We start from the raw sequence: 26603 nt of genomic DNA, 5'->3' as shown, positions 1-26603 counted from the left end.
TTGCTTGAAGAACCCATGTCTCATCCTGTCATCTTGCTGGCTGCCGCCTACATCACCAACTCTGCCGGACAAATTTTGCTGGTCCGTAAACGTGGCAGCGCCTATTACATGCAAGCCGGTGGCAAGCTGGAAGCAGGCGAGACGCCCTTGCAAGCCTTGCAACGTGAACTGGATGAAGAACTGGGCTTGAAAGCGGAAGAAACCGCCCAGGCCCGGTACGAAGCCTACTTTGAAAGCCCCGCCGCCAATGAGCCTGGCCATATGGTTCATGCCCACGTGTTTACGTTGACAGTAGACCGCGACATTCAGGCCGCTGCCGAGCTGGAAGAAGCCCGCTGGGTCAGCCCGCAAGAAATCCGTTCGCTGACGCTGGCCCCTTTGCTGGCTAACCACATCCTGCCGCGTCTGTGCGCACAGGCCGCGGCCTAAGGCTCAACCTGCACAAGACGTCCTTCCGTCTTGTGCCGTCCAAACCACGAACCGCCTATTTTTTGGCATAATGTCGCCCTTGAGTCCCCTCTTGCGGGGACGTAGCTGTTTGCCCGACCAGCCCGCAACGGCGGGCTTTCTTTATTGAGCGCTAATTTATGTCCTCTTTGCCCTGTCAAGGCGCAATCGTCACCTTTACCCTGCAGCAGCTGCGTGCCGCCACGCAAGCCGGGGGCATTTTAGGTGTGTCCATCAAAGGACAAGGCAATCATTTTTTTGTACAAGTGGCCACGCGTGCCGGTCAGGCGGTGCTGGTTACCGCCCGCAGCAAAGATCCGCGCAGTTTCAAAAGTCCCTTGCAAGCCATGGTTCTGCTCAAGCAAGTGGGTATCGTTACAGGCCAGTTTGACCTGACCCAGTACTCGCCCGACCAACAGGAAACCGCCCCGCGCAGCCGTCGCCGCCCGGCCAAGCCCAGCAAACTGGGGCTGCGATGGAACCGAATTGCAGAACGCATCTCCAGCCCCGCTCAACCTTCTTTGGACGATCCCAGTCTGGACATTAATGAAGAACAGACGCGCCGCCTGATCGCCCGACAGGAAAACCAGCAGTTAAGCCTGCTGGGCAACTAAGCACAGCCCCTCTGTGTTTCTGGACGTGTTAAGGGCATAGGCCGCATCCAAAGCCTGTGCCAGATCTTGCTGCAAGTGCTGGGGCTCTTCCAGCCCTACATGCAAACGCAACAACTGCCCCTGCCCGAACAAGGCGCGCCCGTTGCGCTTGGGCATATCCATAGGCAAAGCCAGGCTCTCGAACCCGCCCCAGGATAGACCGATACCAAACAGGCGCAAGGTCTTGAAAAATAAAGATAACTGCGCTTGACTCAACGGTTCCAGCACCACACCGAACAAACCCGTAGAACCGGTAAAATCCCGCTTCCAGATCGCATGGCCGGGATGAGACTCCAGCGCCGGATGCAAAACCTGTTGTACCTGTGGATGATGTTCCAGAAAACGGGCAATCTGCAAGGCACTGGCCTGATGCTGACGCAAGCGTACACCTAAGGTGCGCATGCCACGCAGCGCCAAAAAGGCATCATCAGGCCCGGCTGTCTGACCAAAATCATGCGCCGCCCGACGCAGCAACGGCCAAGCGCGTTCATTGGCCGTGGCAACTCCCAGCAAGGCATCGGAATGCCCCGTCAGATATTTGGTGGCAGCCTGAATAGACACATCCACGCCATGTTCAAACGGCTTAAAAAACAAGGGGGTAGCCCAGGTATTGTCCAAAAGCACATACGCCCCGACCGCATGCGCACAACGTGCAATGGCCGGGATATCCTGAATCTCGAAGGTGGCCGAACCGGGCGACTCTACGTACACCACCTTGGTATGGGGACGAATCAGGCTGGCTATCTCCTCCCCCAAAGACGGCTCGTAAAACTGAACCTGAATACCCATGCGGCTAGCCAGTACCTGCTGCGCAAACGCGCGTACCGGTCCATAGACCGAATCCGGTATCAGCAAATGATCCCCGACTTCCAGCATGCCCAACAAAGCATGGGTACACGCCGCCAAGCCAGACGGGAACAGGCTGGCCTGAAAACCGCCTTCCAGCTCGGCCACGGCTTGCGTCAAGGTTTGCAAGGTAGGGTTGGTGAAGCGGCCATAAGAAACATAGGGATTGTCAGGTTCCTTGCGCTGGGCCCATTGTTCCAGATTGTCGGCCAAAATAGTCGAGCCACGACAAACGGGCACATTCACAAAGCCAGCCGACACGCGGGTGTCCCGGCCTAAATGCGTCAAACGCGTATTTTGATAATCGCAGTCCTGCATGCTGTTTTCCTGATCGTGATCGCTAAAGACGAATGGAAACAGTCTACGCAAGAGCCCAGGGGCAATTATTGCGTTTTCACGCTACCACAGGCAGAATTCAGAGAATAAAAATCCACAACTACCGATATTATTGGGAAATTATTTTTATGCTGGATAAATTCGACAAGCACATCCTGGAGATCCTACAAAACGATGCCACCTTGGCGATCCAGGAAATTGCCGATCGGGTGGGTTTGTCCAGCACTCCCTGCTGGCGACGCATACAACGTCTGGAACAAGAGGGCTATATCGAAAAGCGGGTGGCGCTACTCAGTTCAGAAAAGCTGAATGTAGGAGTCACGGTATTTGTGGCTATCAAGACCAATCAGCACAACAAGCAGTGGTACAGCCAGTTTTCGGCGGTGGTCGAGGCAATCCCACAGATTGTGGAGTTCTATCGCATGAGCGGCGATACCGACTATTTACTGCGTGTCGTCGTGCCGGATATCAAAAGCTTTGACCGGGTTTACCAGCGACTGATCTCGGAAATAGAGCTGACCGATGTCAGCTCCAGTTTTGCCATGGAGCAGATCAAGTTCACGACACGTCTACCCCTGGACTACGCCTGATCCGGCGCCGGTTAATGCTTAAAAGCTGTATTCCACGTCCAAGGTCTGGCCAATCGTCAGCCTCTGAGACCGGGATTCAACCAGCATGGCTTGCATGCCAAACAAGGTGCCTTGCGGAAACTGGCGACTTTGCGCCAAGGCCAAACCGGGTTGTGTGCCCACCTCGGCCGTTCGCTGGTTCACGTTGGGCATAGGGCAACGGGTGCACTGACGGACAAACGCAAAGCTCAGACCCTCGCTGCTCACACCCAGGACGTAGTCTTCCTCGTAAGCGGGCAAACCCGTGAAAACGACGTTGGCACGGAAACGATCCATGGGCACCGCTTGCTCCCCAGACTGCAGAACCAGGCGATTGAGCTCTTCCAGGGACGCCTCATTGGTGAACAAAAAGGGCAAGGCGTCGGCAAAACCAAAACCGTTTAGCTGATCACCGATCTGGCGCCAGCCCTGAGACTTTTCTTCCCAAGGGCGTACCCGTTCAGTCAGGACATACCGACGGGCACGACTATGGTTACGCAATACCCGACAAGGGGTTTGCAAAAAGTCGCTAAACCATTGCGCGACTTGATCGCCTTCATCCCGGCCCAACGTATCTGAACTCCAGATACGCACAGAGACGGCGACGTTATCCCCTACCGGAGCATCCAGAGACCAGCTCAACGTCTCCATACCGGGCGCTTGGACCGTAATCTGCCCATCCTGTACCAATGGTCGAATCAAGGACATACGCGGCCAGCGACGCTGCGTCATGAATACGCCCTGCTGGTCAACAACGACCCACTCGCGATCGTGGGCCAGGCCCGCAACGCTAACCTCAACGCCCTGCGGATGCGCCTGGGCTGCACAGGATTTGATGGGATGGGTGAACAAGCCGGTGATGGTAATCATGGGAGGCAACAACAAAAGGCAAGATAAAGAACGTATTCTAAAACAGCCTGTTCAACAGCCCGCCCCTGCTTTGACGATAGCGTGCAAAGAAGTGGATTAGAAACATCGACCTGCGGCAATGACGTCCCCCTGACACTTGACAACATCGCAAACCTATGACTTAATAGTTAGCTGATCGCGCCCATATATCCATTACATCAAGAACGTGCGATCAATATTTTCTTGAATATACCCACGTAAACAGGTCCCTTTGACCTTCTGGCATGTCCCCAAACATGCGGGTATTCATTTACTACGGCGACGGCAGCCACATCCAGACTTATTTTTTGCATCGTAGCGGACTACTTGCTCCGTCCATATGCTTGGCAAACGAATAAGGCGCTGTCCATGCTGTCACAGAGTACGTTTGCTTGACATTGTTATTGTCCAGTCAGCGATGCTCTACATTGAAATAGCAATGGCCTGACCTCCGTGTGGAGGCTGGTCCATCATGGTGTCATCAAATCTCAATAAAAAAACGATGTAATGACACCACACGATAAGGAAAAAAATATGAAAAACGTCTATCCAACTGGTTTGATCTCGCGCCCTGACCATATTGCCTTGAATAAAACCGATATTCGCATTGGCGATACGGTGTATCTGCAACCTAAAAACGGCCCTCGTATGGCTGGTACCGTGATCTTCAGTTCACCTGTACACGGCTGCACCACCTACACTGCCGACGCCCATAGTCAGGATGCCAACGTACGGTTTCGCTTCCGCCTGCAGGACGTGCATCACGTGGCCCCTCGCCATCCCATGCCCGCTCTGAATTAAGAATATGCTGCCTAATTAATACGGGGTAGTCAGATACAGCCCCGTATTAGTCTCATTTGATAACACATAATTACAATCTGTAATGGCCATTCCTGCTTTCGTCCTAAAATAGTGGCGGCTTAAAACTTATCCGACGCTGTAAAGCGTCCACGTTGAGCGTGCGCTCCTATGGCAACGGATATGAAACCAAAGCAGGCTTTCTGCTTGCGCCCACCCCGGCGCTACTCCTATCTCTCCCGGTTTTTCCTGTTCAGCCTGGTCCTACTTCTGACCCTGCTGGGTACCAAGCTGCACCATTCCGATGCACTAACCATCTTCTGGCCTACCGAAGCTGTGCTTCTGGGTCTGTTTATCCGCCGCCCAGACTGGGCCAGTCAAAAATTTAACTGGCTACTCATTACGCTGGCCTATTTCTGTGCCGAGCTACTTGCCACCAACCCCCTACCCATTGCGCTGCTTTTGACCGTAGCCGATGTCAGCGGCGTCAGCCTGGCGTATTGGCTGATCACCCGCAATCGCCAGTTGGATCTTTCCCTGCGTCGCCCCCAGGCGATGTTGACGCTGGCCTCCTACTACGGCCTGGCCTGCGTTTTATCTGCCTTGCTAGGCGGTTTTGCCCTGTATCTGCATACCGATCAGGATTTGCCTTTGGCCATTCTGTCCTGGATGCTGACTAGCTTGATTTCCTATAGCGCTATCTTGCCCGTCATCCTGACCGCCCCCGCGCGCCCTTGGCGCCGCTTTCTGGAATACTGGAACGAACCGCACCTGATGAGCCTGGCCCAGTTAGCGCCCGCTCTGTCCTTGTTATTGGCCAGCTTGTTAAGCCTGCTGATTGACGGCCCCGGCTCCCTGGCCTTTCCCGTCCTGCCTTTATTGTGGTGCGCCCTTAGCTACTCGCTCTTTTCGACCACCTTACTGACGTTGTTCTATGTGCTCTGGACGCTGTTTGCCCTGAGCCCGCCGGTGTACTTCTTGCCCAATCAGTTCCACTCCTCGCTAGACCTGCTGTCACTGCGCATCGGGATTGCTTCCATTGCGCTGGCCTCTATCACCAGCGCCAGCCTGATGTCAGCACGCAATCTGGCGGTTGAAAAACTGCAGCAACTTGCCCACCACGATGACCTGACGGGCTTGCTCAACAAACAGGCTTTTTATCAGCAAAGCCAGACAATACTGACCCAATGCCGTTTGAAACAGGTTCCTATCAGCGTCATCGTTCTGGACATCGACCACTTCAAGCCCGTTAACGACACCCACGGCCACCATGTCGGCGATCTGGCCTTGAGCGCTGTTACCCAACGTATTTCACTGGCTTTGCGCGAGACCGATGTATGCGGCCGGCTAGGCGGAGAAGAATTTGGTATTTTGTTGCCGGACTGCAGCGCACTACAAGCGCATGCTGTTGCTGAGCGAGTCCGTAAAAGCATTTCCTTGCTGCCCTTTTGCCTGGACAACGACCAACAACTGACTATGACTGCCAGTTTGGGCATCGCCACTTTGGACTCTTCAACCCTGGATCTACACGCGTTGCTACGCCAAGCAGACACTGCCTTGTACGAAGCAAAACGCGCGGGTAGGGATCAAAGTTATTCCTACCATTTGCCCGAGCCCAAGACAGGTACTTGACGCTATCCGTAAGCAAACCGATACTGATGTATCAATACGAAACAACACATCAGGGAGCGGTGATATGGCGTCAGTTTACGGCTCGCCCTTGTGCCAGGCATGTTTGGCCTTGCCACAGGGTGTCAGTACTAGCCAAGCGCATGCCGATTTGCGCTTACTTGGGCAACACCCCCCATCTCCTGACGGAGCCCACGAAACACAGTATCGCTGTCTGAACTGCCAGACTCACTGGCTACTACGCACCAATCGCTGGGGAACTCCTGAAGGGTTTCGCCTCAAGCCCGTATAGGCAAAGCCAGACACATGCACTACCATGACGGCTTTGTCTGTTAGCGATTCCTGTATGTCTGCCCTGCTGTTTGATACTGAAACCACCGGCACTGCCCAGCCTCAAGTCATCGAGGCCGCTTGGTTGCGTTTGAGCGACCCGGTATTTTTGCTGGTCAATGAAGAATTTGAGCAACGCTACCGGCCTGATCAAGCCAATACGCTAGGCGCCTTGGCCACGCATCACATCTATGACGAGGAGCTGCAGGACTGCCCCCCGCACACCGAATTCAAGCTGCCTGCCGACACCCAATACATCATCGGTCACAATGTGGACTATGACTGGGGGGTGGCCGGTTCCCCCAATATCAAGCGTATCTGTACCTTGGCCTTATCGCGCCACTTGATTCCAGGCCTGGATAGCTACAGCCAATCTGCTCTGATTTATCACATTGATCGCGCCAATGCTCGCGAACGCCTGCGCAACGCACACAGCGCACTGGCCGACGTACGCAATTGCCTGTCGCTGCTGCAGTATTTGTTGGGGCTCAAGCAGAACATCAACACCTGGGAACAGTTGTGGCAGCTCTCCGAGCACGCCCGCATTCCCACCGTTTTGCATTTTGGCAAACACAAGGGCATGGCTATTGCCGATGTGCCACAGGATTACAAGAACTGGTTGCTGCGCCAGCCGGACCTGGACCCCTATCTGATCAAGGCTTTGAAGGTATAAACCTCAAGGTTCGTAAAATCCCTAATGGCTACCAGCCTGCTTATGCCCAATGATGAAGGTCCCAACAAGAACTTCATGAGGTGGCAAATGATCGAGGTTGCATACGTCACGAAAGATATGCGTCGGGACCCTTACGAACGAATTACCCATCTTGGAGGAGCGGGCTGGCAACGCTCTCAACCCGATGTTGTCCAGCAAATTGAGCAGGGCCAAGAAGACTACTACATTCTTCTGGATGGCATTCCCGCCAAACTGACCGTGGCGCTCAGCCGTTTTGGTGCCAAGTACCTGAAAACTGAGCTTGAAGTTGAAGAGCCTCACATTTTGCTCAGCCTACCCAGCCAGGCTGCTTGAACAGCAGCCTGACTTTCCTTCCTCTATCTATCAGGGAACACAAAAAAACGCGGCGTGACGCCGCGTTTTTCATACCTGCCTTCAAACCTGCTTACGGTTTGAGCAAGCGCCATTGGCCGTTACGCACAGTGATCAGTTCACGACCACGCTCGTCAAAGCCGCTATGGTCCTCAGGCGACATGGTGTAGACACCTTGGGTTGCCACCAAGTCACGAGTTTGCTCCAGTGCATCACGCAAGGCAGAACGAAACTCAGGCGTACCCGGTTTGGCCTTGCTGGCTGCTTCAGGAATCGCCTTTTCCAGCAATAGGCCGGCGTCATATACGTTGGCACCAAAGGTAGCAGGGGCCTGACCATAACGCTCGGAGTAGCGCTGGATATAATCTTGAGCAATGGGCTTGGCAGGATTGCTGTCTTCAATCTCAGGCAACACCAGCATCAGGCTGGCGGCCAGAATCGTGCCCTCCACCTGCTCGCCCCCCAGGCTCAAGAACGCAGGCAAAGCGGCACCGTGCGTTTGATAAATCTGCCCTTTGTAGCCTTGCTTGACCAAAGTCACTTGCGGCAACACGGCAGCCGCGCCCGTGCCGGCCACCAGAACCACATCCGGTTTAGCGGCGTAAACCTTCAAGGCCTGACCCGTTACCGAGGTGTCCGAACGTACATAGCGTTCCGTAGCCACAATCTTGATATTGTTTACATCCGCCAAGTTTTTGAACACGTTCAACCAGCTCTCGCCATAGGCATCGTTGAACCCGATAAAACCCGCAGTCTTGACGCCATTGTCAACCATATGCTTGACCAGGGCCTGAGCAATAATGTCGTCGTTCTGGGTGGTTTTGAACACCCATTTCTTTTGCTCAGTCATCGGCAACACAACCGATGCCGCCCCCACCGGTGCCAGCACCGGCGTGCCCGCATCAGCCGCAAACTGAATCAGGCCCATTGCGTTGGGCGAGCCAGTAGGCCCGATCAGGGCATCGATCTTGTCCTCGGAAATCATTTTCTTGAACAAGGTGACGGTCTGGTTCGGATCACTGGCGTCATCCATGGAGATGTACTCAACGGTCAGATCTCCAACCTTGGTTGGCAAGAGGGGCACTGTATTGCGCTGCGGCAAACCAACCACCGCTGTCGGCCCGGTTGCCGAGGCGATCACGCCGATTTTGACTTGTGATTGGGCCGGAGCGGCCAAGGTGGCCAACACTACGGACAAAGCGAAAGCAGTTCGAGTCAATTTCATAATATACAGAGCCAGTTAAGCCCTTCCCCCCTTGATATCAGCGCAAGCGCGCCTATATGGATTGATCGGGACACAAGACACCCAATTGCCCATGCCATACCCGCCTTCTTAGGCGACTTTCCCCGGCAGGTCTGCTTACAATTGTACGCGGGCGCGCCCAATAAAGTAGTTTATAACGAAGCTACTGTTTACCCCTTACCTGATAGAGCGAATCCATGTCACTTCAGCAAATGTTGCAACAAATTCTGCAAAGCGGCCAAAGCGCCCTGAAACAAGGCCAAGGCCAGTTAAATACCTCCGGCCTGGGTAAAAAGATCAGTGAACAGGCGGGTGGTTTTGGCGGTGGGGCCGTTGTAGGCGGCGTTCTGGGCGTACTGCTAGGCAACAAGAAATTCCGCAAAATGGGGGGCTCCATGGCCGCCTATGGTGGAGCCGCTGCCCTGGGCGCCCTGGCCGTCAAGGTGTACCAGAACTGGCAAGAACAAAATGCGGGCCAACAAGCTGCCCCTTCTCCAGTGCAAGCCGTTCCTCCCGCCCCACTGCCTTTGGCCGCCAGCAGTCAAGCCGATACACACGCCATGGTCATCCTGGCCGCTTTGGTCTCTGCTTCCAAGGCAGACGGTCACATTGGCGATGCCGAGCGCGAACTGATCGATGCAGAAATCGATAAAATGGCCGCCCCCGAACAGGCACGCCACTGGTTGTCCCAGGAGCTGCTCAAGCCTGTTGACCCGCAAGCCGTTGCCCAACTGGCTCAAACACCCGAGATGGCGGCCGAGATTTATTTGACCAGCGTACTTGCCATTGACGAGCAAAGTTATATGGAACGAGCCTATCTTGATGAGCTGGCACGTTTACTATCCTTGCCAGACTCTTTGCGCAAAAGCCTGGATAATCAAGTACAGGCTTTAACAACAAACTAACTCCAACTGGCAACTGTTCCGTGCAACGACGTCACCGGAGCGCGTTTGTTTTCCTCAAGGGCGCCACACAAGGCAAGCCAAGGACTCAACAAGGAAACCACCCATGAAAAGCACCTTCAAGTTAACGATTGCGTCAATCGCACTAATGGGTCTGGCCGCCTGTGCGGCTCCAAACAACTCATCCAGCCCCGCTAACTCCGAGCACCATATGGACAAAGAAACCGCTTTGCAGGCTTATCACTGGCGTCTATTTGCCACTGCAGGCAAAGACGGCCAGCCAGCCCCCGCTATTGCTGGCGCAGGCGGTGAACAAGTCACCCTGAATTTCACCGACAAGATGATGTCGGTCGACAATCTGTGTAATGTTCTGGGCAGCGGCTACACCTTGAAGGGCTCCAGCATTAGCTTTACTTCGCCGGTCAGCACCATGAAAATGTGCGCGGACCCCGAACTGATGCGCAATGAGCAAGCCGTGGGCAAGCTGCTGCCTACGGCAACGACATGGAGCATGAGCAAGGCCGACTCTGCGCCGAACAACCCGGCCCCCGTCCTGACTCTGAGCTTCAAGGACGGCACCCAATGGCGCCTGAAAGGGGAGCCTACTGCCACGACCCGTTATGGCAGTGAGCCTACCCGGGTGTTTCTGGAAGTAGCGGCGCAGCGCGAAGCCTGCTCGCATCCTCTCATGCCCAACTACCAGTGCCTGAAAGTACGTGAAATCCAGTACAACGACTCTGGTGTCAAAACCCACCTGGGCGAATGGATGTACTACTACGGTGACATCGAGGGCTACACCCACACACCAGGTGTTCGTAACGTGCTGCGTATCAACCGCTACGAACTGAAAAACGTCCCTGCTGATGCCTCTTCCAAGGCCGACGTGCTGGACATGGTGGTGGAGTCTGAACAAATCGGCAAATAAGTCAGGCAGCTACCCTATCTGAGTGCTGTCTTCACGAATGGCCGAATCCAATACCCCCAAGGCTGGTTTAAGCCATCTTGGGGGTCATTTATTTCAGGCTGTTTTTTTATTAGGCTTAGAAAAAAACCCTATTTCAAATTGCCACAACAGGATAAGAAATCGCAGCCAGGGAGCCACAAACAGTTACGCACTGCTATGCATTGAACCTAGTCAACAAGCTTACTCATACGTAATATGGGAATACCGGATAACATTTTCCACCTCCCTATTTATCCGGCTTCAAGCCTTGCAATATGCGAGGCTTTTTTTTGTCGCCGGGCCGCCCCAAGACAACCCCCCCCCCGGGGGGCAGCAAGCCAAAGGCGTAGCGAGGGGGCCCTTTTTGTACCGGCAATAAGGTATTCCTTATTTCAGTGGCCCATAAAATATAAAAAATGCCCCGGCACCAATCAGCGTGAAACCGACCAGGTGATTAAGCGTAAAACTCTCTTTTAGATATAGCACCGAGAACACCACAAACACCAGCAAGGTAATCACTTCCTGCATGGTCTTTAACTGGGCCGCACTGTAAACGGTATGCCCCAAACGATTAGCCGGCACTGCCAGGCAATATTCCACCAAGGCAATACCCCAACTGATCAGTACAACTTTCAGCAATGGGCTATTGGGATACTTCAGGTGCCCATACCAGGCAATGGTCATGAACACATTGGAGACGACCAACATCAAGATAGGGAGGATCTTAGCCATTCTGGACACGAAGAAAAAAAGCGACCTGCGCCGCGACCCGGCCAGTGTAGCGTCACATTGGATTAGCGCCTATGAGGATAATCAGGCAGCAAAAAAACGGGGTATCAAGCAACGGTTATCCGTCCACGGTTTTCAGAAAACCCGCCACGATCTGCCCGCGACCACCAGACAACAGAAACTTGTGGTGGGCCGTTTGAGGTAGCAGATGGCCTTGCTCCCGCACGTCCTGATCATCCACAGGATGTTTCAAGGCTTCCGCTTGCGTCGTCTGACTACTCTCCGACGGACCCGTGTACTGAGCATGGGAAGGAAACGACAGCACGCTTGAGAACAAAGTCAGTGCAACGGCCAAGCACATTTTGACCTAAGTGGGCCCAATAACTCGTATTGTTCACCGTTTGAAACCCAACCATAACAGCAGCTATCATCAGCGTCCTGATCACAATAGCGGTGTTGGGCTTGCCTGCTTACCAAGCGCGACGAGATAGGGCTGTGATGATAGACTCACTTCACCTTAACTTAGCTCACCGCCACTGACCTGCCTCACACCTGCACTGCACCATGCCCCCTCTTGAAAGCCTCGGCCCCCGTATCTGCATTCTTGGTCCGTCCAATAGTGGCAAATCCACCTTGGCTGACGCTATCGAACGCAAACTGGCCATCCCGGCCGTGCACCTGGATCAGCTCTACCACCTACCCCATACCAATTGGATTCCCCGCCCCGAAGCGGATTTTGTTGCGCTGCATCAGGCGGCTATTGCGCAAGAACAATGGGTGATGGAAGGTAACTACACTCGTCACCTGGCCCCACGCCTGGAGCGCGCGACAGGCTTTATCGTGCTAGAGGTTTCCACTGCGACCAGCCTGCTGCGCTACTTTCGGCGCACCCTGTTTGAGCGAGATCGTCGTGGTGCTCTGGAGGGCAGTAAAGACAGCGTGAAATGGCAAATGATCCGCCACATCGCCATCGTCACACCGCCTAATCGCCACAAGTATTTGAGCATTTTTGAAGCGAGCACCTTGCCTAAAATTAGGCTGCAGTCAACGCGAGAACTTAACCTTTTCTACAAACGTGAACAGTTGAAAGCTTAAGCCAAACGCAATCGAACACTCTTTAAGCCCCCTCCCGCAAACGGCTGCACCTTTGAACGAAAAGCGCTATATTCATTTATTTTGACATAGGACAAAATATAATGCTTAGCTCTTGGGCACTCATGCTAAATGTAGGCTTTTATGCCTTTCTCTGGCTCTTCTTTACCACACTGATCGTCAATGGACTGAGAGATACGCTCCTCTGGGACGGACGCGTTTTTGGCGTCATTGCCCTCATTTTTTTAGCTATATTGATTTACTACTGGTGGCCTTGGTTTAGATATGACCCTATGCAAAGAGTGCCCACACTCGACATGCTTAACGAAGACGCATTGTTAAGTCGACTTAAGGCAGCGTTTATCGGATCCCTAATCGGAATAGGTGCTGGAGCAATCGCTTGGCAATACTTTCGCTCAAACCGATAACTATCAAACACAGCCAGCATTACCGCACATTAAATACATACCCCTGCAAACCACCTAAAGCGCTCCTGTATCCGTCAGCAACGCTTGCCATTTCTGTATATCGTTCTGCGCACAGGCCGACCACGTGGCGCAGCTCGCTGGCAATTCGGGCGTTTGCATCCAGCGTTTGTCCGGCTCGGGCAGCCTGAGCGGCGACACGATCATTGGCGGCGGCGAGCTTGCCGCGCAAGCCGTCAAGATCGGCGCGAACAGCCACAGCAGCACGCTGGGCCGCATCCAACTGCGTTTGATACATAACTCGAACATCCTCCACCTCCTTTTGTAATCGTTGTTCCATCAGGCGCGCACGGACTTCGGCCTGCAACTGCGCCGCCCTGGTCTCTGTGCGAGCCAGCTCATAGCCCTTGCGATACTGCCCCTGGCCATACAGCGCCCCCCATAAAAAAAGGGCTGCCAGAACAGCAGCCCCTGCTAAAGCAGACTTGATAGACATAGCTGCCTCTCTGCCTGACGCCGCCGCTCCAGCCCCCGCAGTTTGCGGCCACCGGCATAAACCCAACGGTCTAGCTCCCGACATGCTCCGGCTATATCCTGAACCCGTAGCTTGCACAGCAAAGTGGAATTGGAAAACGCCCCGGCCCCCACGTTGTAGACAAAGCTGCTCAGCGCCACACGCACTTCATCCGGCAAGGGATAGCTCACAGAGCGATCCACCACAGCCAAAGCACGACGCACCTCCTGCTCGGTCAAAGCGTCACAATGTGCCGGGCTGGCCACATCCCCCAGCTTGACGCCTTGCGTGTAGCCGTCGCAAATGGTCGGAATGCCCACCGGGTCCACATAGGCGATCAAAGAGCGCCCTTCCCAAGCAGCAACCAAAGCAATCGCCGCCGAGATCACCCCCGCCCCCCACTTAGTCTTCAGATCCATGCTTCCACTCCTTGAGCTGGCGCCAGGCCTGCCGCACCCCACCCACAATCCGCGCAGCCGCCCGAATGAACTCGGGCAGCTTGGTCACGATCAAAATCACCACATAAGCCGCCCATAAAGTCAGCACAAAATCCTGCATGGTCCAACCATAAATAAGCAGGGCCGAACCCGTGCTTATGGGTAGGTGAGCGGCGTCGTTATCGAACATCATTTTTTTTCCTTAAATAAGCGTGATCACCAAACTAGGGAACCCGCAAAAACGCCGAATAAACGCTCCACAGAAACATGGGCTGTTAAAAATCACAGTTGAAGCGACCTGCTATATGGCCTACAAGACAGATTTACTTATGAATGCCACCCGTCAGCGCCGCCTTTCCCGAACCTGCCCTTCATTGGCAGAGGCCTTGGAGCGATACCTGAGTGAGGTGTCTACACTAAAAAAATCGGCCTACCAGGAGCGTTCACTAACCCGGGCCTGGAATAGCACCCTGTTGGCAAACCGGAACCTAGCGCGGATTACCCCGCAAGACTTGCAACGCGTACGCGACGAATGGATGCAAGATCGCGCTCCCGCTACCGTCAATCGACGGATGGCCCTGCTATCCCATCTATATACCGTCGCCCGTAAAGATTGGGGCTATAGCTGGTTGGCTAACCCGGTTCAGCTAATTCGACGCCCCGCTGTCAACGATGCACGCGACCGTCGACTTTTTAATCAGATTCGTCTGTATGGCGTCAGCGCTGAGGAATGCCCACGCTCCGAGTTCGAGTGGATCCTGAAACACACCCGCTCCAGTTGTCTGCCCACTGTGGTCAGCTTGGCGGTGGAAACAGGCATGCGTCGCTCGGAAATCGTGAATCTGACGCGCGAGCAAATTGATCTGACCCATGGGGTCATTACCTTGCAAGACACCAAGAATGGGGACACCCGTTATGTGCCTTTAACACCGTTCGCCCGCGACGCACTGCGCAAATGGCTAGTGGGCAAATCACTGCGTGGCCGCATTTTTGATGTCACTCCCGGATCTATCAGCCGAGCTTTCGCGCGCGCCCGCCTGCGCGCACGTAAAGCCTACGAAGCCTTGTGCCGTGGCTACAACCGGCGTCCTGTACGAGCCTACTTTCTGGATTTGCGGTTTCACGACTTACGCCATGAAGCTACTTCTCGGTTAGCTGATGTCTTCCCCGCCCACGAGCTTGCCAAAGTGACCGGGCATAGAGATACCCGGATGTTGCAACGCTACTTTCATCCTCGCGGGCGGGACTTGGCTCAAAAACTGATGCGCAGCAAACTGGGCCGCGCCCAGGCTGACCACTTACGCCTGAGCGCCTGATACCGGCCAAACAATGGCTTTGACAGCCTCCTCGGAAACAGCAGCATCAATCTGATCACGCAAGCCCTGACGCACACCAATGAGATGCTGGGTCAACTCCAGAAACGACCGCACTTGTGTCAAGGTCTTTTCACGCATTTCGTCCAACGAAATGCCACGGGCAGTCGCAATGCCATCCAGATACGGCGTTGCTATCGATGAGTCTTTGGACCATGCCAGGGCCTCTGCCTGCTGTACAGGCCAGGTCAAGCGCTCAGTTGCAGGATAACCGGCAGTCAACTCAGACACGGCACTCTCAAAACCCGCGTTCACAAGGGCCAACTGCTGTTCACGCAACTGCTCCAGGCTTGGCTCCACCTCAGGACCAGACTCGACACTCAGCCAAGGGGGCAAGACTCCCAGGCCATCATAAGTCTGGCCAAGGTAGGATTCGCCGAGAGTATAAGGACCATCCGGGGTATAAAGCGTAGCTTGGCGATTGTCCTCCACCAGTTGCCACTCTCCAGTATTTGCATCCCCGTACTGAATATCCAGCGTTTCCAGGCGAGACACCCAACGTGCTACCTTACCGGCAGGAATAGTGCTGGGCGGCGCAACGACGACATCACCAAATCCTTTCTCTTGATAAGGGGTCTGGCCGCAAAACAGGCCATGAGCATCAGTTTGAAAATAAGTCATAAAAACTCCTGACCACATCGTGGTGGCTTGAAAAATTAAAAAAGTGACTATGGGACTGCAAATGCGAGGTTGCTAGGCAGCGGCCAGAATGACGCAGTAGAACGAATAGTAGGCTCAATGAGATTCGCTGAGATGATCGGGGGCGTCCCCTCTACGGGGGTCTTTCTAGAGAAGCGAGACCCTGTAGAAAACTCCTACCGTATGACTGGTGCAGGGTTCTCATCCACAGTTTCTTTTGACTCCAAACGGGTGGTTCGGTCGAGCTTAGAAACCCGTCCTTTAAATACCTCATTGCATCCGCGCCTTCAGATCTGAAGGCGCGGATAAAGTGCGGTGCTGATCGGACGACTCACACCCGACGTACGCACTACACGAGAACTATCAAAATCTACACGACTTAAAAAATACCCAGCACCAGGAATTGCCTCCTGCGCATAATGTGTCGCATGACTAGAGACTCTGAACAGTCCATCTGATGAGTCGGCAACTAAAGATCCGACAACACCGACTCAGGGTTGAGCTGTGTCTATTTGCACAGAAGCTAACCCTCTCAGCCCTCATCGAATAAGTAAAGCACCGTCGAGTTTTCAGTGCCTAATGGCTTTAACTTTGCTACCACGAATTCAGATTTGAATGCGCGGGTGGAGAGCCGTATTTTGCGGTCGCGTTTCGGAGCCCTGATTTGGGACCATTGCTGCGGATAAAGGCCCCAGAGAGCCGCCTGTATCAGCCCCCACTAAAGAAATAGATGCGCCTGTCACGTCAAAGCTACTTGATGCCCAAGTCTGAATCGGGAGCATTTTTGTGGCTGCAGGTTGCGCATTACCCAAACCTCTCACATTTGCAGTTGGGTGGCCACTTCGCTGCAAATGCGAGGCCATTAGGGACTCTTCAAATAGAGGCTGTTCGCTGGGAGAAACATGATGTCTATGGTTTGAAGTCGGGAGGGAATATCCATACGTTAGACCGAGCAAAGCTTGGCGCGACTGGGATTAGCGCGTCGATTGGTTTAGCCGACTCAGCAGATCCTGGGATTATTTACGGTGTTGTTCACACAGGTAATGGATCTGAAACCCGCTCAATTAATACGGCGCTATATCCACGTATTCAAATTTGAATACGTGGGTGCAGGGCGAGATTAATAGGTCGTGTTTCTGCTCCTCCCGTAGAAGTGGTAGGTAGTGTGCCACCAGGCTCCTCATAGTCATAAGAGTCCACGGCCGAACCATAAATGAAATATCGGGCACCGGTATTTCCCTCAGGGGTCGGTGCCAGGTGTGTGTGTGTTTTAAAGCCTTCAACTTGCTTGGTACCTATCAACCTCGCATTTGCAGTGTCAGCGTCAGTTCCGGTTGCGCGGATGAATTGATCACGCAAATCAGGCAGGCGGAAACTGCCTGCAGAGACTTTCGAAAACACAAATGCCCCCTTCTTCCAGTCCCCTGGAGCGACGACGTGGCCGTTTGCCTCCGCCCAGGCCACCAGGGCAACAAAGCGTGTATTGGTTGGAGCAACGACCTGCCCAATTGCATCAACTTCATCCACGCGGGCATTCTTCGACGTCCCCCAGACAAAACGACCGACGTTCAGGCTGGCATAGCCTGTAAACGAACCGATAGTCTGCCATTGCAAGAGCTGTTGGCGATCGATCACGTAAATCACCGGACCTTGGTTGGTCTTTGGTGCAGTGGCAAATGTGGGGATCGAGGTCGATTTGTCGGCCTTCGTATCGGGATCAAAGTTCTTGTTGTGCCAGATTTTGCAGGCGGCCCGATACTCCTTCTTGCCCGACACACCACCGTTCAAATAAAAATTATCAGTGTAAGGATCGGTAGAAAGGCGCAAACCAGCATTCAGTGCCGTGCCATACGGCATATCCAAAAAGAACGAGCCTCCACCCCAGGTCGTAGTACGGTTCTGGTAGTACCAGCCAAATGGATTGACACTATCCCGGCCATTAGCCGGATTAACGGTACCCGCACCCAAGCCATAGTCACCCACAGCCAACGCCCGGTTCCACGCGGTGTACTCACCGGATCGACGGCCACGCCAAGCAAGCTCACCATCAAAAGAGGCATAGAGCTGACCGCCACCGGAACCTGACTGACGGTGGAATACCACCCCTTGATTAGTCACACCGGCGGGTAAATTGCTGGCGGCTCCTTGTGCATTTGGCACGTAATACATGCCAGCCCCCACGTCCAGCGTGCTCAGGTTTTCCGCTGGCCAGGCATCAATCGTCGTATCTGCACCGGCCCTTCCCAAGCCAAATGCACCCACTGTCAGGATTTTGCCGGCGGTGGTATCCCGGGCCGAGGACTGCAGGTTCAGACCCAGACCATAAGGAGTCAGGGCCTTGGTCTTGACCGTCCGGGCAGCGGCTTCCGCATCACTGGCGTAGGCCGTCATGCCCTTGACCGTCGCACTCGCATCGGGCGTCGCTGCCGTCAACAACTTGTTCAGCCCCAGCAGGTCATTGGCACCAAGCGTGACCTTGCGCGCACTGGCAGCCGACTTGAACTGCCCCCACAACCAGGCAAACTTTTCATCATTCAGTTGCTGCAGTTTGTTGAACTGCTCCACAGAAGGCGGGGTCGAACCGATAAAGGCCCAGCCCAGTTTGTACTGATCATCTTGCAGATCAATCACACCGCCAGTTTGGCCCCATTTGTATTCGAAGCCAGAATAAAAATTCACTACTGCCATGTTCACACCTCATAAAAAGACCGTCCGAAGGCGGTGGCTACCAACACGCGTGCGTGGTTGGCAATATTGGTTGTCAAATCACTCGTGCAAGCATTCCGATGCCAAAGCCATAAAAGCCCTGACTGGTAAAGCCAAACGGTTTGTCGTTAGACCCTGTCAATATGTGGACCCCCACTCCAGCCGCCGCAGGCACCCATTGATACGGGTCGGCCATCAAGGGATTATTAGGGCCGGGTAAAGCGCTGATCCAGATATTCAGCTTGGCGTTACCCACGTCTTTGATGCGCACTTGGGACACGTCAAAAATCGTCTTCAAGGCCGCAGCCATTTCCGGGCTCGTGCCATGCCCATTGTTGACGGCGATCTTCCAGTACAGGATGCGCCGGTACTCCGGATCCAGAAGCTTGCTGGATCCGGATGTTTCGCTTTCATGCTCACGACGGATACGCGCCAAGTCGAAGCCAACGGTCGCAGGCTGGCCAACAAAGCCGAAGAACTGCACATAAACCGAGTTTTCAATTTCGCGAGATTGCCCAACGATCTGGCCAATGCCATCCAGTTGTCGGCCCACCGCGACATCCAGCCAGCGCTCGTCGTGCAAAGCCTTGAGCTGATGATGTTCAAGCGGTGCATATAAGGCTCGCACCAAGGACTCCAGTCTTGAGGAGCCACCGTATTGGTCCAGAAAGTGTTTCCAGGCAACATCGGCATGACCTTGTTCCAGATTCATCACGTCACCTCAATCCGGCTGGCATCAAACAGCGCCTTCTGGGCATCCCCGATCTCGATATTGGCTGCTTTGTAATCAGTTGGACGAGGCACAAAATCAGGATCAGTGGAGTGGGCAAGTTTCAAATCCACCTGTGCAATTCCCCTGGTGCCATAAATCAGGCAAAAGAATCGCTGGTGGCGCACATCCAGACCGATTGTGTGCTCTTGTCCGGTCGCCAAAATGGCTTTCTCAATCTGCCCGAAACCATCTGGCGGAAAGGCCTGCTCGTCCACCGGTAGCAGGCTCACCACTGCTCGCACCCACACATACACAGCCTGGGGCCGATCAAACTGAATCAGTTGGGTCCCTTCCGATGTGTCCAGTACTTTGGTGACTGCCCCGTTGGTATCAATGCCACCGCTCTTGAAGCGATAAATCGCGTGAGCAATATCATCATCAAGCCCACCATCAGCAATCACATGCACGCTGTGCGGCTTGCGCCCAGCGGCATCAATTTCATCGGTTTGATTGTTGAAGACCCGGATATCACGAATACCGGGGACCTCATTAAGAATGTTGGGGCCGATACTTGGCAGCGTGGCGGCACCAAACCGGAATACACCCAGGCGATAGCGCGCACGCAACTGAGCGTCTGTTTCTCGCTGATGTCCCACTGCACCTGGCTGCAAATTCACCACCCGCGCCCAGCCAGCAACCAGCGTCACTATCGAATCCAGATCACCTGGTTCGGCCTTCTCGGCAATCGCATCCACGGTTTCGGCCAGCACAGGCGAACCAATCTCTGCGAAAGACAGGTTGCTGCTAAGCTGGACACTGACTGCCAAGGTGGCCACAGCAACCAAACGGATGGTTGCGCCGTCACTGGCGATCTGCAAACCGCTGGGTGCCAAAGCCGCCATCAACCCCGCCAGGACAGAAGCCATGGTGGCCCCAGCGCCACTGGTATAGACATAAGGCGTGCCATCCACCGTCACCGAATAGCTGGCCGAAGACTGCACAAGCGGAGTAATGCGCACATCTGCGGCGGCCTCTGCTCCGATAGTCAGGTTCTGTGTTGTGCGCCAGATCGTTTGCGTACTGCGGTGCCGAATCTGTGCGCTGGCCGGAATTTGAGTGCCCTGCAAGCCGTAAGCCACGACATACACTCGACTGCGCTCTGCCTTCAGGCGCTTGACTCCCGAAAAGGAGACGGCCCGATCCAGGGAGGCGCCACTGGCCGAACCCGGGTACATGGCGTAATACACCCCCTCTCCCATTTCCCATAGAGCCGCTTCACGCTCGGCAAACGTGTCGATCACTATCCCCGTTACCGAGTCCGGCCTAGTTTCCATATCATCAGGCAAGCCGCGAACACGTAAATTGCGGCGCAGCTCTTCTATGATTTCCATCCGGATCTCAGGCAGGCGCGGACGCACAAATCCCTCCGGAGTCACACCGTAATCAGCCATTTTTAAAAATCCTATTGGGTGACGGTGACCGTAAGCGGGCCCGCGTCTGTTTGAATTTCAGGCAATGTGATCCGGGCTCGGCGCGCAATGGCATTGAGCTCAATCTGCACCATGGGCACAGCAATCACACCGGGGACGGCACGCACTTTGGCGCGCACAATATTTTCGATCTCGGCCCGATTAGGAGCCTTGACCATGATTTTTTCCAGATAGGGAACGCCCCAGCTCTGGTCCAGAAACCACTCACCCAGAAAAGTCAGCAAGGTGACGGTAATTTGCTGACGAATTCGCGCAGCACCATCAATCAGAACCAGATCCTGCGCTGAAGACAGCGCCAAATCATGACGGCCATTCAGTTGCAAATCCCATGTCATTACACTGGCCCTCCCGTCGTGCCACCACCGGTTTGCACCCCGCTATGACGATGGTCCGAACCGATGTTCTTGCCGTTATGCATAATCTTTCCCCCCTCAAAACTGGCACCACCACTGATGCTGATTGAACTGCCTGAGCCCCCCGAGCCGGCCATACCTGCCGTGTAAGTCAACAAACCATTAACCGTGACCGGGCTATCAAAAATGGTTTCCTGGGCAATGACATGCTGACGAGGCACTCGCACAGTCAAACTGCCGTCGGGTGCCAGCTTCAAAGAGCCGGGCCCATACTGCACTGTCAGGTTTTCCGTATCTGCTACCGGGCCAGGACGCATCACTGGCGTAGCGAAGGCATCACTCAAATCAAATTGACGGGGATCATCGGGAGCCTGGTCTGAGCCCGATAGCCAGTTTTCCAAGCTACGTTGGGAAAAGTGCAGAACAACAGGGTCGCCAGGTTTCAAGGGGACCGTAATCATGGCCTGCCCCCCATCCGCAATCGGCCAGCACACGGGTACTGCAACGATCAACGGTGCAGCCAAGGTTTGACCATTGGCCAATTGCTTGGGCAAAGCGGGTTTTGCAGTCACGGTCCTGCCGTCGTAAGCCTGCACTACGCCAGGCAGACAAACATTAATATCAGACAAAATAGACGTAATGAGCTGATTCATGAGCCGTCCTTCTCTTTAGGCGCAGCATGGCGATCCAGCAGCTCCATCGTGGTTTTCCAGTCACCGGAACCATCCCAATCACCCGAGTGCTTCAGACTTTCCACCCGGAACCAATCCACCGCCTGACGGCTTTCCAGTTTGACCAGATCACCAGGGTTCAAACTGGGCAGCAGCAACGATGTGACACGCCAACCATCGGCCTGCTGACGCTCGGACTTGATCTTTTCGCTCCCTTTACTGTCCGCCTTTTCTTTGGCGCTCTGCCGTATCCGCTCGGGATTACCCAGCAAGCCACTTTCCGGCGACAGCACAAAACCCTTGCGAGGCGTTACCCCGCAACGCTCAATAACCTGCAGTTCACCGTTCTGTATGGAGTACTCCAGCCCGCTTCCCTGCACGACTTTATGCAAGGCCACTCGGGCAGCCCCATAAAAACTGAAGCCGTTTTGCCAGACCCGATCCGGAGCATCCTCAGACATCACCAATGACAAGCCCATTTGAAATGCAATGTCTTCAATGATCAGCCTGGCCCGAACGCCGGCACCACAGCCCAAACTGACAACGGTGTCTCGAATTTGAGCAAAGCCGTCCCGCACTTCCAGCTCCGTCACAATCTCCGCGTTCTGAAAGCTGCTTGCCCCTTGCACCACGGTTCCATAAGCCAGGAGCAAAGCCCCCTCTTCCTGCTCGTAACCTGCATAAAGAGCGACCACATTATCGGGCTCCACAACAGCCTCGCGGGTGTGCGGGCTCAGGTTCCAGATACTGATCTTGATCTGGTTCGGGGACTCGTTGGTATCCTTGCTCACTTCAAATTTCATACGCAATGGCGGAGCGATCTCCAAGCCCGGTTCTCCAGGTCGCCCCACCAGCAATCTGTACGTTCTATCGAAGCGCGCCATACTCTTGCCTGCTCAAGTAAAAGAAAGTGGCCTGACCGCTCAGAAAAGAGCTTCGCGTCAACTGCAGTTTTTCATCCTGCACATCTACGACAAACTCTCCAGGCGGCACATTCAAGTGCCGGAACTGATCCAGCAAAGGTGTGTTTGGTACCAGCACCAGGCCACTCAAAATACTTTTTGTATGGGCATCCTGCAGCCCCAGAACCCAAATTTGAGCCTCGCTGTTCCAGTTGAAACTCAGAAAATAGCTGGCTCCCTCCAGGCTGACTTCAATCACGAAGCTGTTCTGGTCCACCAAGGGAATTTCAATCATGTTCCACTCCCTGTTTGCACTTTCAGATTGCTGGAAGGCACAGTTTGGGACCGGGTATCACTGACTTTGCCAGTTGCCGCCCCCGTCTGGCCCGCCTTGCCTTGAACGGAAGGCGCTACCTTGTCAGCAGGGATATCAGCCTGGCGCAACTTGGCTACAACAATCTTCTGAAAGTTGCAGACCACATCCAGTTTTTCACCTTCGTTCTTGCGAGTGATCGCTGCCTTGGTCATGGCGTAGTTCTGATAAATATCCGCCCCGGTCACGATAGTGATGGGCTGACGACGCTCATGAATCTGGCGAAGCGCATCCTTGGCCGCAATCAACTTGGATCGACCACCACTGAGAAACGTGTAAATGCTGGCAGCGGTAATGACACCCGACAGGCTCAAGGTTTCTGGCTCACGAGCTATGTGGTCAGAGATGACCGAGCCATCTTCCACCGCATACTTGCTGACGCTGGCGGTCAACTCGGTTTCCTCGGTCAACAAAGCATCCAAAGGAATACTGCCCAGCATGCTTTGCTTGCCAGCCAGATCAAATAACAAGGTTACAAATGCCATAATGAGCCCCCATAAAAAAACGCCGCTCTGTGGCGGCGGGTTTGCATTCAGCGCATCCAGGGCGCAAAAAGAAACAGGTTCAAGGTGGAGTTTCGGTATAAGGGGCACGCAAACTCAGATCCTGATTCGAGTTGGCAAACCCGTATTGCTGCACTGCTAGCCCTACGGTATCTACAATCTTGTCGGCCTGGTCCTTGGTCTGCACATTCACCATCATGGTGCGATTATCGGTGTACTGGCCTCTTGTGAAGATACTGGAGACGGGCGTCGCCGTTTCAAAGCCCAGCGCACTCTTGACGCCATCCAATGTCGCCCAGCTTGGCAGCCCCGGCACCATGGAGGAAAAGAAAGCCCCCACTTGGGCGAACTGCTCTTCAAACCAGCTGAACATACGCGTGAATGTGGCTTTGATCTCGACCCAGGTCTGCTCGGCAGCCAGCACGAATGTGTCCCAAAAGTCTTTGGCAAAGCTCACAATCACGTCGCGGTAGCTCAGGATCAGTACAACCAGCGTCACGATCAAGGCCGGAATGCCTCCAATCAATAACACCAGGCCGGTCACTACCGTAATAACCGCCCCCCATTTCTCGATCCAGGAATCTACTGTCTCGGCGCCGCCCCCCAGCAAATCCTTGACCCACACCAAAGCACCTCGAACGGCTTCAATCTCCCCTTGCCATTGCTCGGATCGGCCAATAATCGAGCCCAGTACAGAATCTCCTCCCTGGAACCAGGAAATCACATCCTGAACGACCAAACTGATGGCTTCCACAATAATCATCCAGCGCAGGAAGGGGCGAACAGCGACCCACAGCTCCTTGACCAGCACACCGGTCACACCGGCCAGGCCACGCAGCATTTGCGTTACGGACTGCCCACGCCCAAGCAATGCTCCCATACCAGCTTCCAGTTTGCGCAGCCCCTGAGCCGCTCCAATCAGAAACAGCAAGTGTGTGATCTGCTCAAGATGATCACCCAGCACCTTCAAGGCGAAACTCAACAGCTCGATCACGCCGGTCTGTTGCTGCAACACCCCGCTGACCCGCGCCAACTTGTCCGAGAACTCAGTCAAAGAACTAGCCAGGGAAGCTGGTAGCTTTTCCACATCCCCACGCATGGTGCTTAACTGATTGCCGAAGGCGGACACCATCATGTCAGACGTAATCAGGCCTTGCTGGGCCAGCTCAAACAAATTCTGACGAGTAGCACCCAAAGCAGGATTGGTGTTATTTAGCCCATCAAGCAAATACGTCAACATGCGCCGATTATTGATCAGCATGGTCTGAAAACCTTCACCGCTCAGCTTTCCCTGGACCAGATCTTTAGAAAACTGCGCTATAAAAGCACTGACTTGCTGCGGGTCCGAGCCACTTGCCGTCAAGGACAAGCCCGTCGCCGCCACCACGTCCAGACTGTCTCGTGCCCCTTTTCCTTGACTTTGCATAAGCGGATGAATGCGCAGAAATAAATCAGCGCTCTGCGAAAACGGCTGACGTGCTTGCTTGGAATCCGCGCTCAAACGCTGATCAATAAACTGGTGTTCTTGTTCACCCTGGGAGCTCATTGCCAGTTGTGCCTGGACCTGGTTGAACTGGTCGCCGGCCAACAGCACATCCTTGACCGTATCAAGACCAATATTCCTGGCGATGGTTTGCTTGATAGCCCCGGACACGGAACCAATCGCCGCTCCCCCGGCTGCACCCGGTGCTGTGCTCTTGCCAGCACGTGATGGATCCGAAGAGCGCACACCCACCCCAGGCCCACGAATGCCACGTACCAGGTTTCCCATGGCCAACTGGGCATTTTTTGCGCCTCGCTCCAGCGCATTCAAGGCGCGGCTTTGCTCGATGGACTGCTTTGCCAACTTCGCAAAACCCACCGCATCCTGTTGAAGGCGCTGGTACCACTGCGCATACGCCTTCAAGTCGGACAGGTCCACCTGGCTGCGCACCTTCGCGACAATTTCACGGACATTTGTCATTACTTGTTCACTGTGCGTGCTGCTTCCATAGCAGCAGCCTCAGCGTCCATAAGGTGGTTTAACTTGATCAAATCCAGCAAAAGTACTTCCCGTCGACGAATCTCGCCGACGGTTACTTTGCTGGCCATCACGGGTCGCCAGATCAGGAACTCTCTTTCGAGTTCTGGCTGATAGCTCCCAACGGGTTTGCTGACAGTTGGCTCAGGTCCAGACCAGAACGGCTGAGCCAACGCCCTAAAGGGGAGGCGAAGTTCACCTTCAAAACATGGAACAACAGCTCCAGAATATCGGTGAACTCCTTAAAAACCATCGCACGCGCCGCCGCATCCAGACGCACGTCTCGACCATTCATCGAAACAGCGACAGAGTCAGCATTGATCAAGCGATCTGTCCACTGCTTGAGCTGACGCCCACTCAGTTTTTCGGACAGCTTTTCAATGGCACCCGACATCAACACTTCAGCCTGCTCCGCTTGCGCTCCCAAACTCAAAGACAGCAACTCCCCCACTGCTGGCAAGAGGTCTTTTTGCAAATCACCAAAAACCTCCAGCGCTTCAAACGCATCCATCGGCGTGATCAAGAACATGGTGTCGTTGACTGTCACCTCCACAGGGCGTGCCATCAGTCGTTACCCCCGTTAGTGAAGCCGCCCACCGCTTCCAGAGTCCACTCACGGCTACCGATGCCCTTGGCAAAAGTGGCATTAGCCTTCTTTTGCACCCAGGCCATACCCGTAAACAGCGTGCTGCCACGCAGGTCCGTAATCAGGATAGGAAATGCACCTGCACCGCCTGAGAGACGATCCACATCGCACAAGGACGAGAGCACGTCGTTGGAGCGGCTGGTCTGTTGCAGGGTGATCTTGATGGTGTGACGGGGATCATGACTGATCGAGCGAGATACATCGCCATAGACCCCCACCGAGCTGCTGACACCGTCACCTTGAGGTTCAATACTGATAAAAGTGTCATCAGCTGGGCCCGTGACGGTATGCGCGCCCAGAACACATTTAACTTGCTTGGAATCGTAGCTTTTCAATTCATAGGCCATTTC

At 54.4% G+C, this 26603-nt stretch carries 31 protein-coding genes; 11 read left to right on the top strand and 20 right to left on the bottom strand.

Features of this window, described 5'->3' with window-relative positions; all coding sequences use genetic code 11:
• Nucleotides 1–15: 15 nt before the first annotated feature.
• Both CA948_RS02985 and CA948_RS02980 read left to right on the top strand, forming a co-directional pair.
• Entirely contained in the window at nt 16–429 is a 414-nt protein-coding gene (locus CA948_RS02985) for an NUDIX hydrolase (RefSeq protein WP_108727292.1), read from the top strand.
• Between the two features lie 158 nt (nt 430–587).
• A complete protein-coding gene (locus CA948_RS02980; protein WP_094196350.1) occupies nt 588–1061 on the top strand; it encodes a hypothetical protein in 474 nt (157 codons plus the stop codon).
• Here CA948_RS02980 and metC read toward each other — a convergent pair.
• The gene (metC, locus tag CA948_RS02975) at nt 1041–2264 is read right to left on the bottom strand and encodes a cystathionine beta-lyase (protein WP_108727291.1); all 1224 of its coding nucleotides are present in this window, start codon (nt 2262–2264) and stop codon (nt 1041–1043) included. The two genes, CA948_RS02980 and metC, sit on opposite strands and share 21 nt — an antisense overlap.
• Before the next feature lie 146 nt (nt 2265–2410).
• Here metC and CA948_RS02970 point away from each other — a divergent pair, with 146 nt between their 5' ends.
• Nucleotides 2411–2872, top strand: coding sequence for an Lrp/AsnC family transcriptional regulator (locus tag CA948_RS02970; protein ID WP_009455584.1), 462 nt, complete (start codon nt 2411–2413; stop codon nt 2870–2872).
• A gap of 18 nt (nt 2873–2890) precedes the next feature.
• Here the strand turns inward: CA948_RS02970 and CA948_RS02965 are convergent, their stop codons facing one another.
• A complete protein-coding gene (locus CA948_RS02965; RefSeq protein WP_094196348.1) occupies nt 2891–3760 on the bottom strand; it encodes an MOSC domain-containing protein in 870 nt (289 codons plus the stop codon).
• A gap of 552 nt (nt 3761–4312) precedes the next feature.
• Here CA948_RS02965 and CA948_RS02960 point away from each other — a divergent pair.
• The 4 genes from CA948_RS02960 to CA948_RS02945 all read left to right on the top strand — a co-directional run bounded on the left by CA948_RS02960 (nt 4313) and on the right by CA948_RS02945 (nt 7562).
• A complete protein-coding gene (locus tag CA948_RS02960) occupies nt 4313–4579 on the top strand; it encodes a hypothetical protein (protein ID WP_108727290.1) in 267 nt (88 codons plus the stop codon).
• A gap of 180 nt (nt 4580–4759) precedes the next feature.
• On the top strand, nt 4760–6208 hold the full coding sequence (locus CA948_RS02955; RefSeq protein ID WP_108727289.1) for a GGDEF domain-containing protein: 1449 nt from the start codon (nt 4760–4762) through the stop codon (nt 6206–6208).
• Between the two features lie 343 nt (nt 6209–6551).
• Nucleotides 6552–7208 (top strand): 3'-5' exonuclease, encoded by a 657-nt coding sequence (locus tag CA948_RS02950; protein WP_094198314.1) that lies wholly within the window; start codon nt 6552–6554, stop codon nt 7206–7208.
• A gap of 87 nt (nt 7209–7295) precedes the next feature.
• Nucleotides 7296–7562 (top strand): DUF3892 domain-containing protein, encoded by a 267-nt coding sequence (locus CA948_RS02945; protein WP_230018614.1) that lies wholly within the window; start codon nt 7296–7298, stop codon nt 7560–7562.
• Between the two features lie 91 nt (nt 7563–7653).
• Here CA948_RS02945 and CA948_RS02940 read toward each other — a convergent pair whose 3' ends face one another.
• Nucleotides 7654–8805 (bottom strand): ABC transporter substrate-binding protein, encoded by a 1152-nt coding sequence (locus tag CA948_RS02940; protein ID WP_108727288.1) that lies wholly within the window; start codon nt 8803–8805, stop codon nt 7654–7656.
• A gap of 215 nt (nt 8806–9020) precedes the next feature.
• Between CA948_RS02940 and CA948_RS02935 the strand changes: the two genes are divergently transcribed.
• Together CA948_RS02935 and CA948_RS02930 are read left to right on the top strand one after the other, a co-directional pair.
• Nucleotides 9021–9728, top strand: coding sequence for a tellurite resistance TerB family protein (locus CA948_RS02935; protein ID WP_108727287.1), 708 nt, complete (start codon nt 9021–9023; stop codon nt 9726–9728).
• Between the two features lie 103 nt (nt 9729–9831).
• On the top strand, nt 9832–10650 hold the full coding sequence (locus CA948_RS02930) for an META and DUF4377 domain-containing protein (protein WP_108727286.1): 819 nt from the start codon (nt 9832–9834) through the stop codon (nt 10648–10650).
• Nucleotides 10651–11055: 405 nt separating this feature from the next.
• Here the strand turns inward: CA948_RS02930 and CA948_RS02925 are convergent, their stop codons facing one another.
• Both CA948_RS02925 and CA948_RS02920 read right to left on the bottom strand, forming a co-directional pair.
• Nucleotides 11056–11400: a DMT family protein gene (locus CA948_RS02925; RefSeq protein WP_094196341.1), complete on the bottom strand. Its 345-nt coding sequence runs from the start codon at nt 11398–11400 to the stop codon at nt 11056–11058.
• A gap of 115 nt (nt 11401–11515) precedes the next feature.
• Nucleotides 11516–11752: a hypothetical protein gene (locus CA948_RS02920; protein ID WP_203226741.1), complete on the bottom strand. Its 237-nt coding sequence runs from the start codon at nt 11750–11752 to the stop codon at nt 11516–11518.
• 209 nt (nt 11753–11961) lie between these two features.
• Between CA948_RS02920 and CA948_RS02915 the strand changes: the two genes are divergently transcribed.
• Complete coding sequence (locus CA948_RS02915) at nt 11962–12492, top strand: P-loop NTPase family protein (protein WP_108727285.1); 531 nt, start codon at nt 11962–11964, stop codon at nt 12490–12492.
• A 444-nt stretch (nt 12493–12936) separates the two neighbouring features.
• Here CA948_RS02915 and CA948_RS02905 read toward each other — a convergent pair whose 3' ends face one another.
• From CA948_RS02905 to CA948_RS17575, 3 genes are read right to left on the bottom strand one after another with little or no spacing between them, the layout of a single operon-like run.
• Nucleotides 12937–13410 carry a DUF2514 family protein gene (locus tag CA948_RS02905; RefSeq protein ID WP_159086111.1) on the bottom strand — a complete coding sequence of 158 codons (474 nt, stop codon included), beginning with the start codon at nt 13408–13410 and terminating at the stop codon, nt 12937–12939.
• Entirely contained in the window at nt 13389–13847 is a 459-nt protein-coding gene (locus CA948_RS02900; protein ID WP_108727283.1) for a lysozyme, read from the bottom strand. Before CA948_RS02900 ends, CA948_RS02905 begins: the two co-directional genes overlap by 22 nt.
• Nucleotides 13831–14058: a hypothetical protein gene (locus tag CA948_RS17575; protein WP_159086110.1), complete on the bottom strand. Its 228-nt coding sequence runs from the start codon at nt 14056–14058 to the stop codon at nt 13831–13833. Before CA948_RS17575 ends, CA948_RS02900 begins: the two co-directional genes overlap by 17 nt.
• Nucleotides 14059–14194: 136 nt before the next feature.
• Here CA948_RS17575 and CA948_RS02895 point away from each other — a divergent pair, with 136 nt between their 5' ends.
• The gene (locus CA948_RS02895) at nt 14195–15181 is read left to right on the top strand and encodes a site-specific integrase (RefSeq protein WP_108727282.1); all 987 of its coding nucleotides are present in this window, start codon (nt 14195–14197) and stop codon (nt 15179–15181) included.
• Here CA948_RS02895 and CA948_RS02890 read toward each other — a convergent pair.
• From CA948_RS02890 to CA948_RS02835, 12 genes are all read right to left on the bottom strand, one after another.
• Nucleotides 15164–15859, bottom strand: coding sequence for a hypothetical protein (locus tag CA948_RS02890; protein ID WP_108727281.1), 696 nt, complete (start codon nt 15857–15859; stop codon nt 15164–15166). The two genes, CA948_RS02895 and CA948_RS02890, sit on opposite strands and share 18 nt — an antisense overlap.
• A 1107-nt stretch (nt 15860–16966) precedes the next feature.
• The gene (locus CA948_RS02885; RefSeq protein ID WP_108727280.1) at nt 16967–18565 is read right to left on the bottom strand and encodes a hypothetical protein; all 1599 of its coding nucleotides are present in this window, start codon (nt 18563–18565) and stop codon (nt 16967–16969) included.
• Nucleotides 18566–18638: 73 nt separating this feature from the next.
• On the bottom strand, nt 18639–19295 hold the full coding sequence (locus CA948_RS02880; protein WP_108727279.1) for a baseplate wedge 1 family protein: 657 nt from the start codon (nt 19293–19295) through the stop codon (nt 18639–18641).
• Complete coding sequence (locus CA948_RS02875) at nt 19295–20746, bottom strand: hypothetical protein (protein WP_108727278.1); 1452 nt, start codon at nt 20744–20746, stop codon at nt 19295–19297. Before CA948_RS02875 ends, CA948_RS02880 begins: the two co-directional genes overlap by 1 nt.
• Nucleotides 20747–20757: 11 nt before the next feature.
• Nucleotides 20758–21120: a contractile injection system sheath initiator gene (locus tag CA948_RS02870; protein WP_108727277.1), complete on the bottom strand. Its 363-nt coding sequence runs from the start codon at nt 21118–21120 to the stop codon at nt 20758–20760.
• Nucleotides 21120–21791: a Gp138 family membrane-puncturing spike protein gene (locus CA948_RS02865; RefSeq protein ID WP_108727276.1), complete on the bottom strand. Its 672-nt coding sequence runs from the start codon at nt 21789–21791 to the stop codon at nt 21120–21122. The genes CA948_RS02870 and CA948_RS02865 overlap by 1 nt, the downstream gene beginning before the upstream one ends.
• Nucleotides 21788–22693: a phage protein gene (locus CA948_RS02860; protein WP_108727275.1), complete on the bottom strand. Its 906-nt coding sequence runs from the start codon at nt 22691–22693 to the stop codon at nt 21788–21790. The genes CA948_RS02865 and CA948_RS02860 overlap by 4 nt, the downstream gene beginning before the upstream one ends.
• Nucleotides 22677–23006: a phage baseplate plug family protein gene (locus CA948_RS02855; RefSeq protein ID WP_108727274.1), complete on the bottom strand. Its 330-nt coding sequence runs from the start codon at nt 23004–23006 to the stop codon at nt 22677–22679. The genes CA948_RS02860 and CA948_RS02855 overlap by 17 nt, the downstream gene beginning before the upstream one ends.
• A complete protein-coding gene (locus CA948_RS02850) occupies nt 23003–23569 on the bottom strand; it encodes a phage baseplate protein (RefSeq protein ID WP_108727273.1) in 567 nt (188 codons plus the stop codon). Before CA948_RS02850 ends, CA948_RS02855 begins: the two co-directional genes overlap by 4 nt.
• A 79-nt stretch (nt 23570–23648) precedes the next feature.
• Entirely contained in the window at nt 23649–25550 is a 1902-nt protein-coding gene (locus CA948_RS02845) for a tape measure protein (protein ID WP_108727272.1), read from the bottom strand.
• Between the two features lie 142 nt (nt 25551–25692).
• Complete coding sequence (locus tag CA948_RS02840; protein ID WP_108727271.1) at nt 25693–26172, bottom strand: phage tail assembly chaperone; 480 nt, start codon at nt 26170–26172, stop codon at nt 25693–25695.
• On the bottom strand, nt 26172–26600 hold the full coding sequence (locus CA948_RS02835) for a phage structural protein (RefSeq protein ID WP_108727270.1): 429 nt from the start codon (nt 26598–26600) through the stop codon (nt 26172–26174). The genes CA948_RS02840 and CA948_RS02835 overlap by 1 nt, the downstream gene beginning before the upstream one ends.
• Nucleotides 26601–26603 lie beyond the last annotated feature (3 nt).

The organism is Alcaligenes aquatilis, assembly GCF_003076515.1.
In the GTDB taxonomy this organism is placed as follows: Bacteria; Pseudomonadota; Gammaproteobacteria; order Burkholderiales; family Burkholderiaceae_B; genus Alcaligenes; species Alcaligenes aquatilis.
The sequence above is the reverse complement of the archived record's forward strand: the minus strand, read 5'-3'. Positions and strand labels throughout refer to the sequence as shown.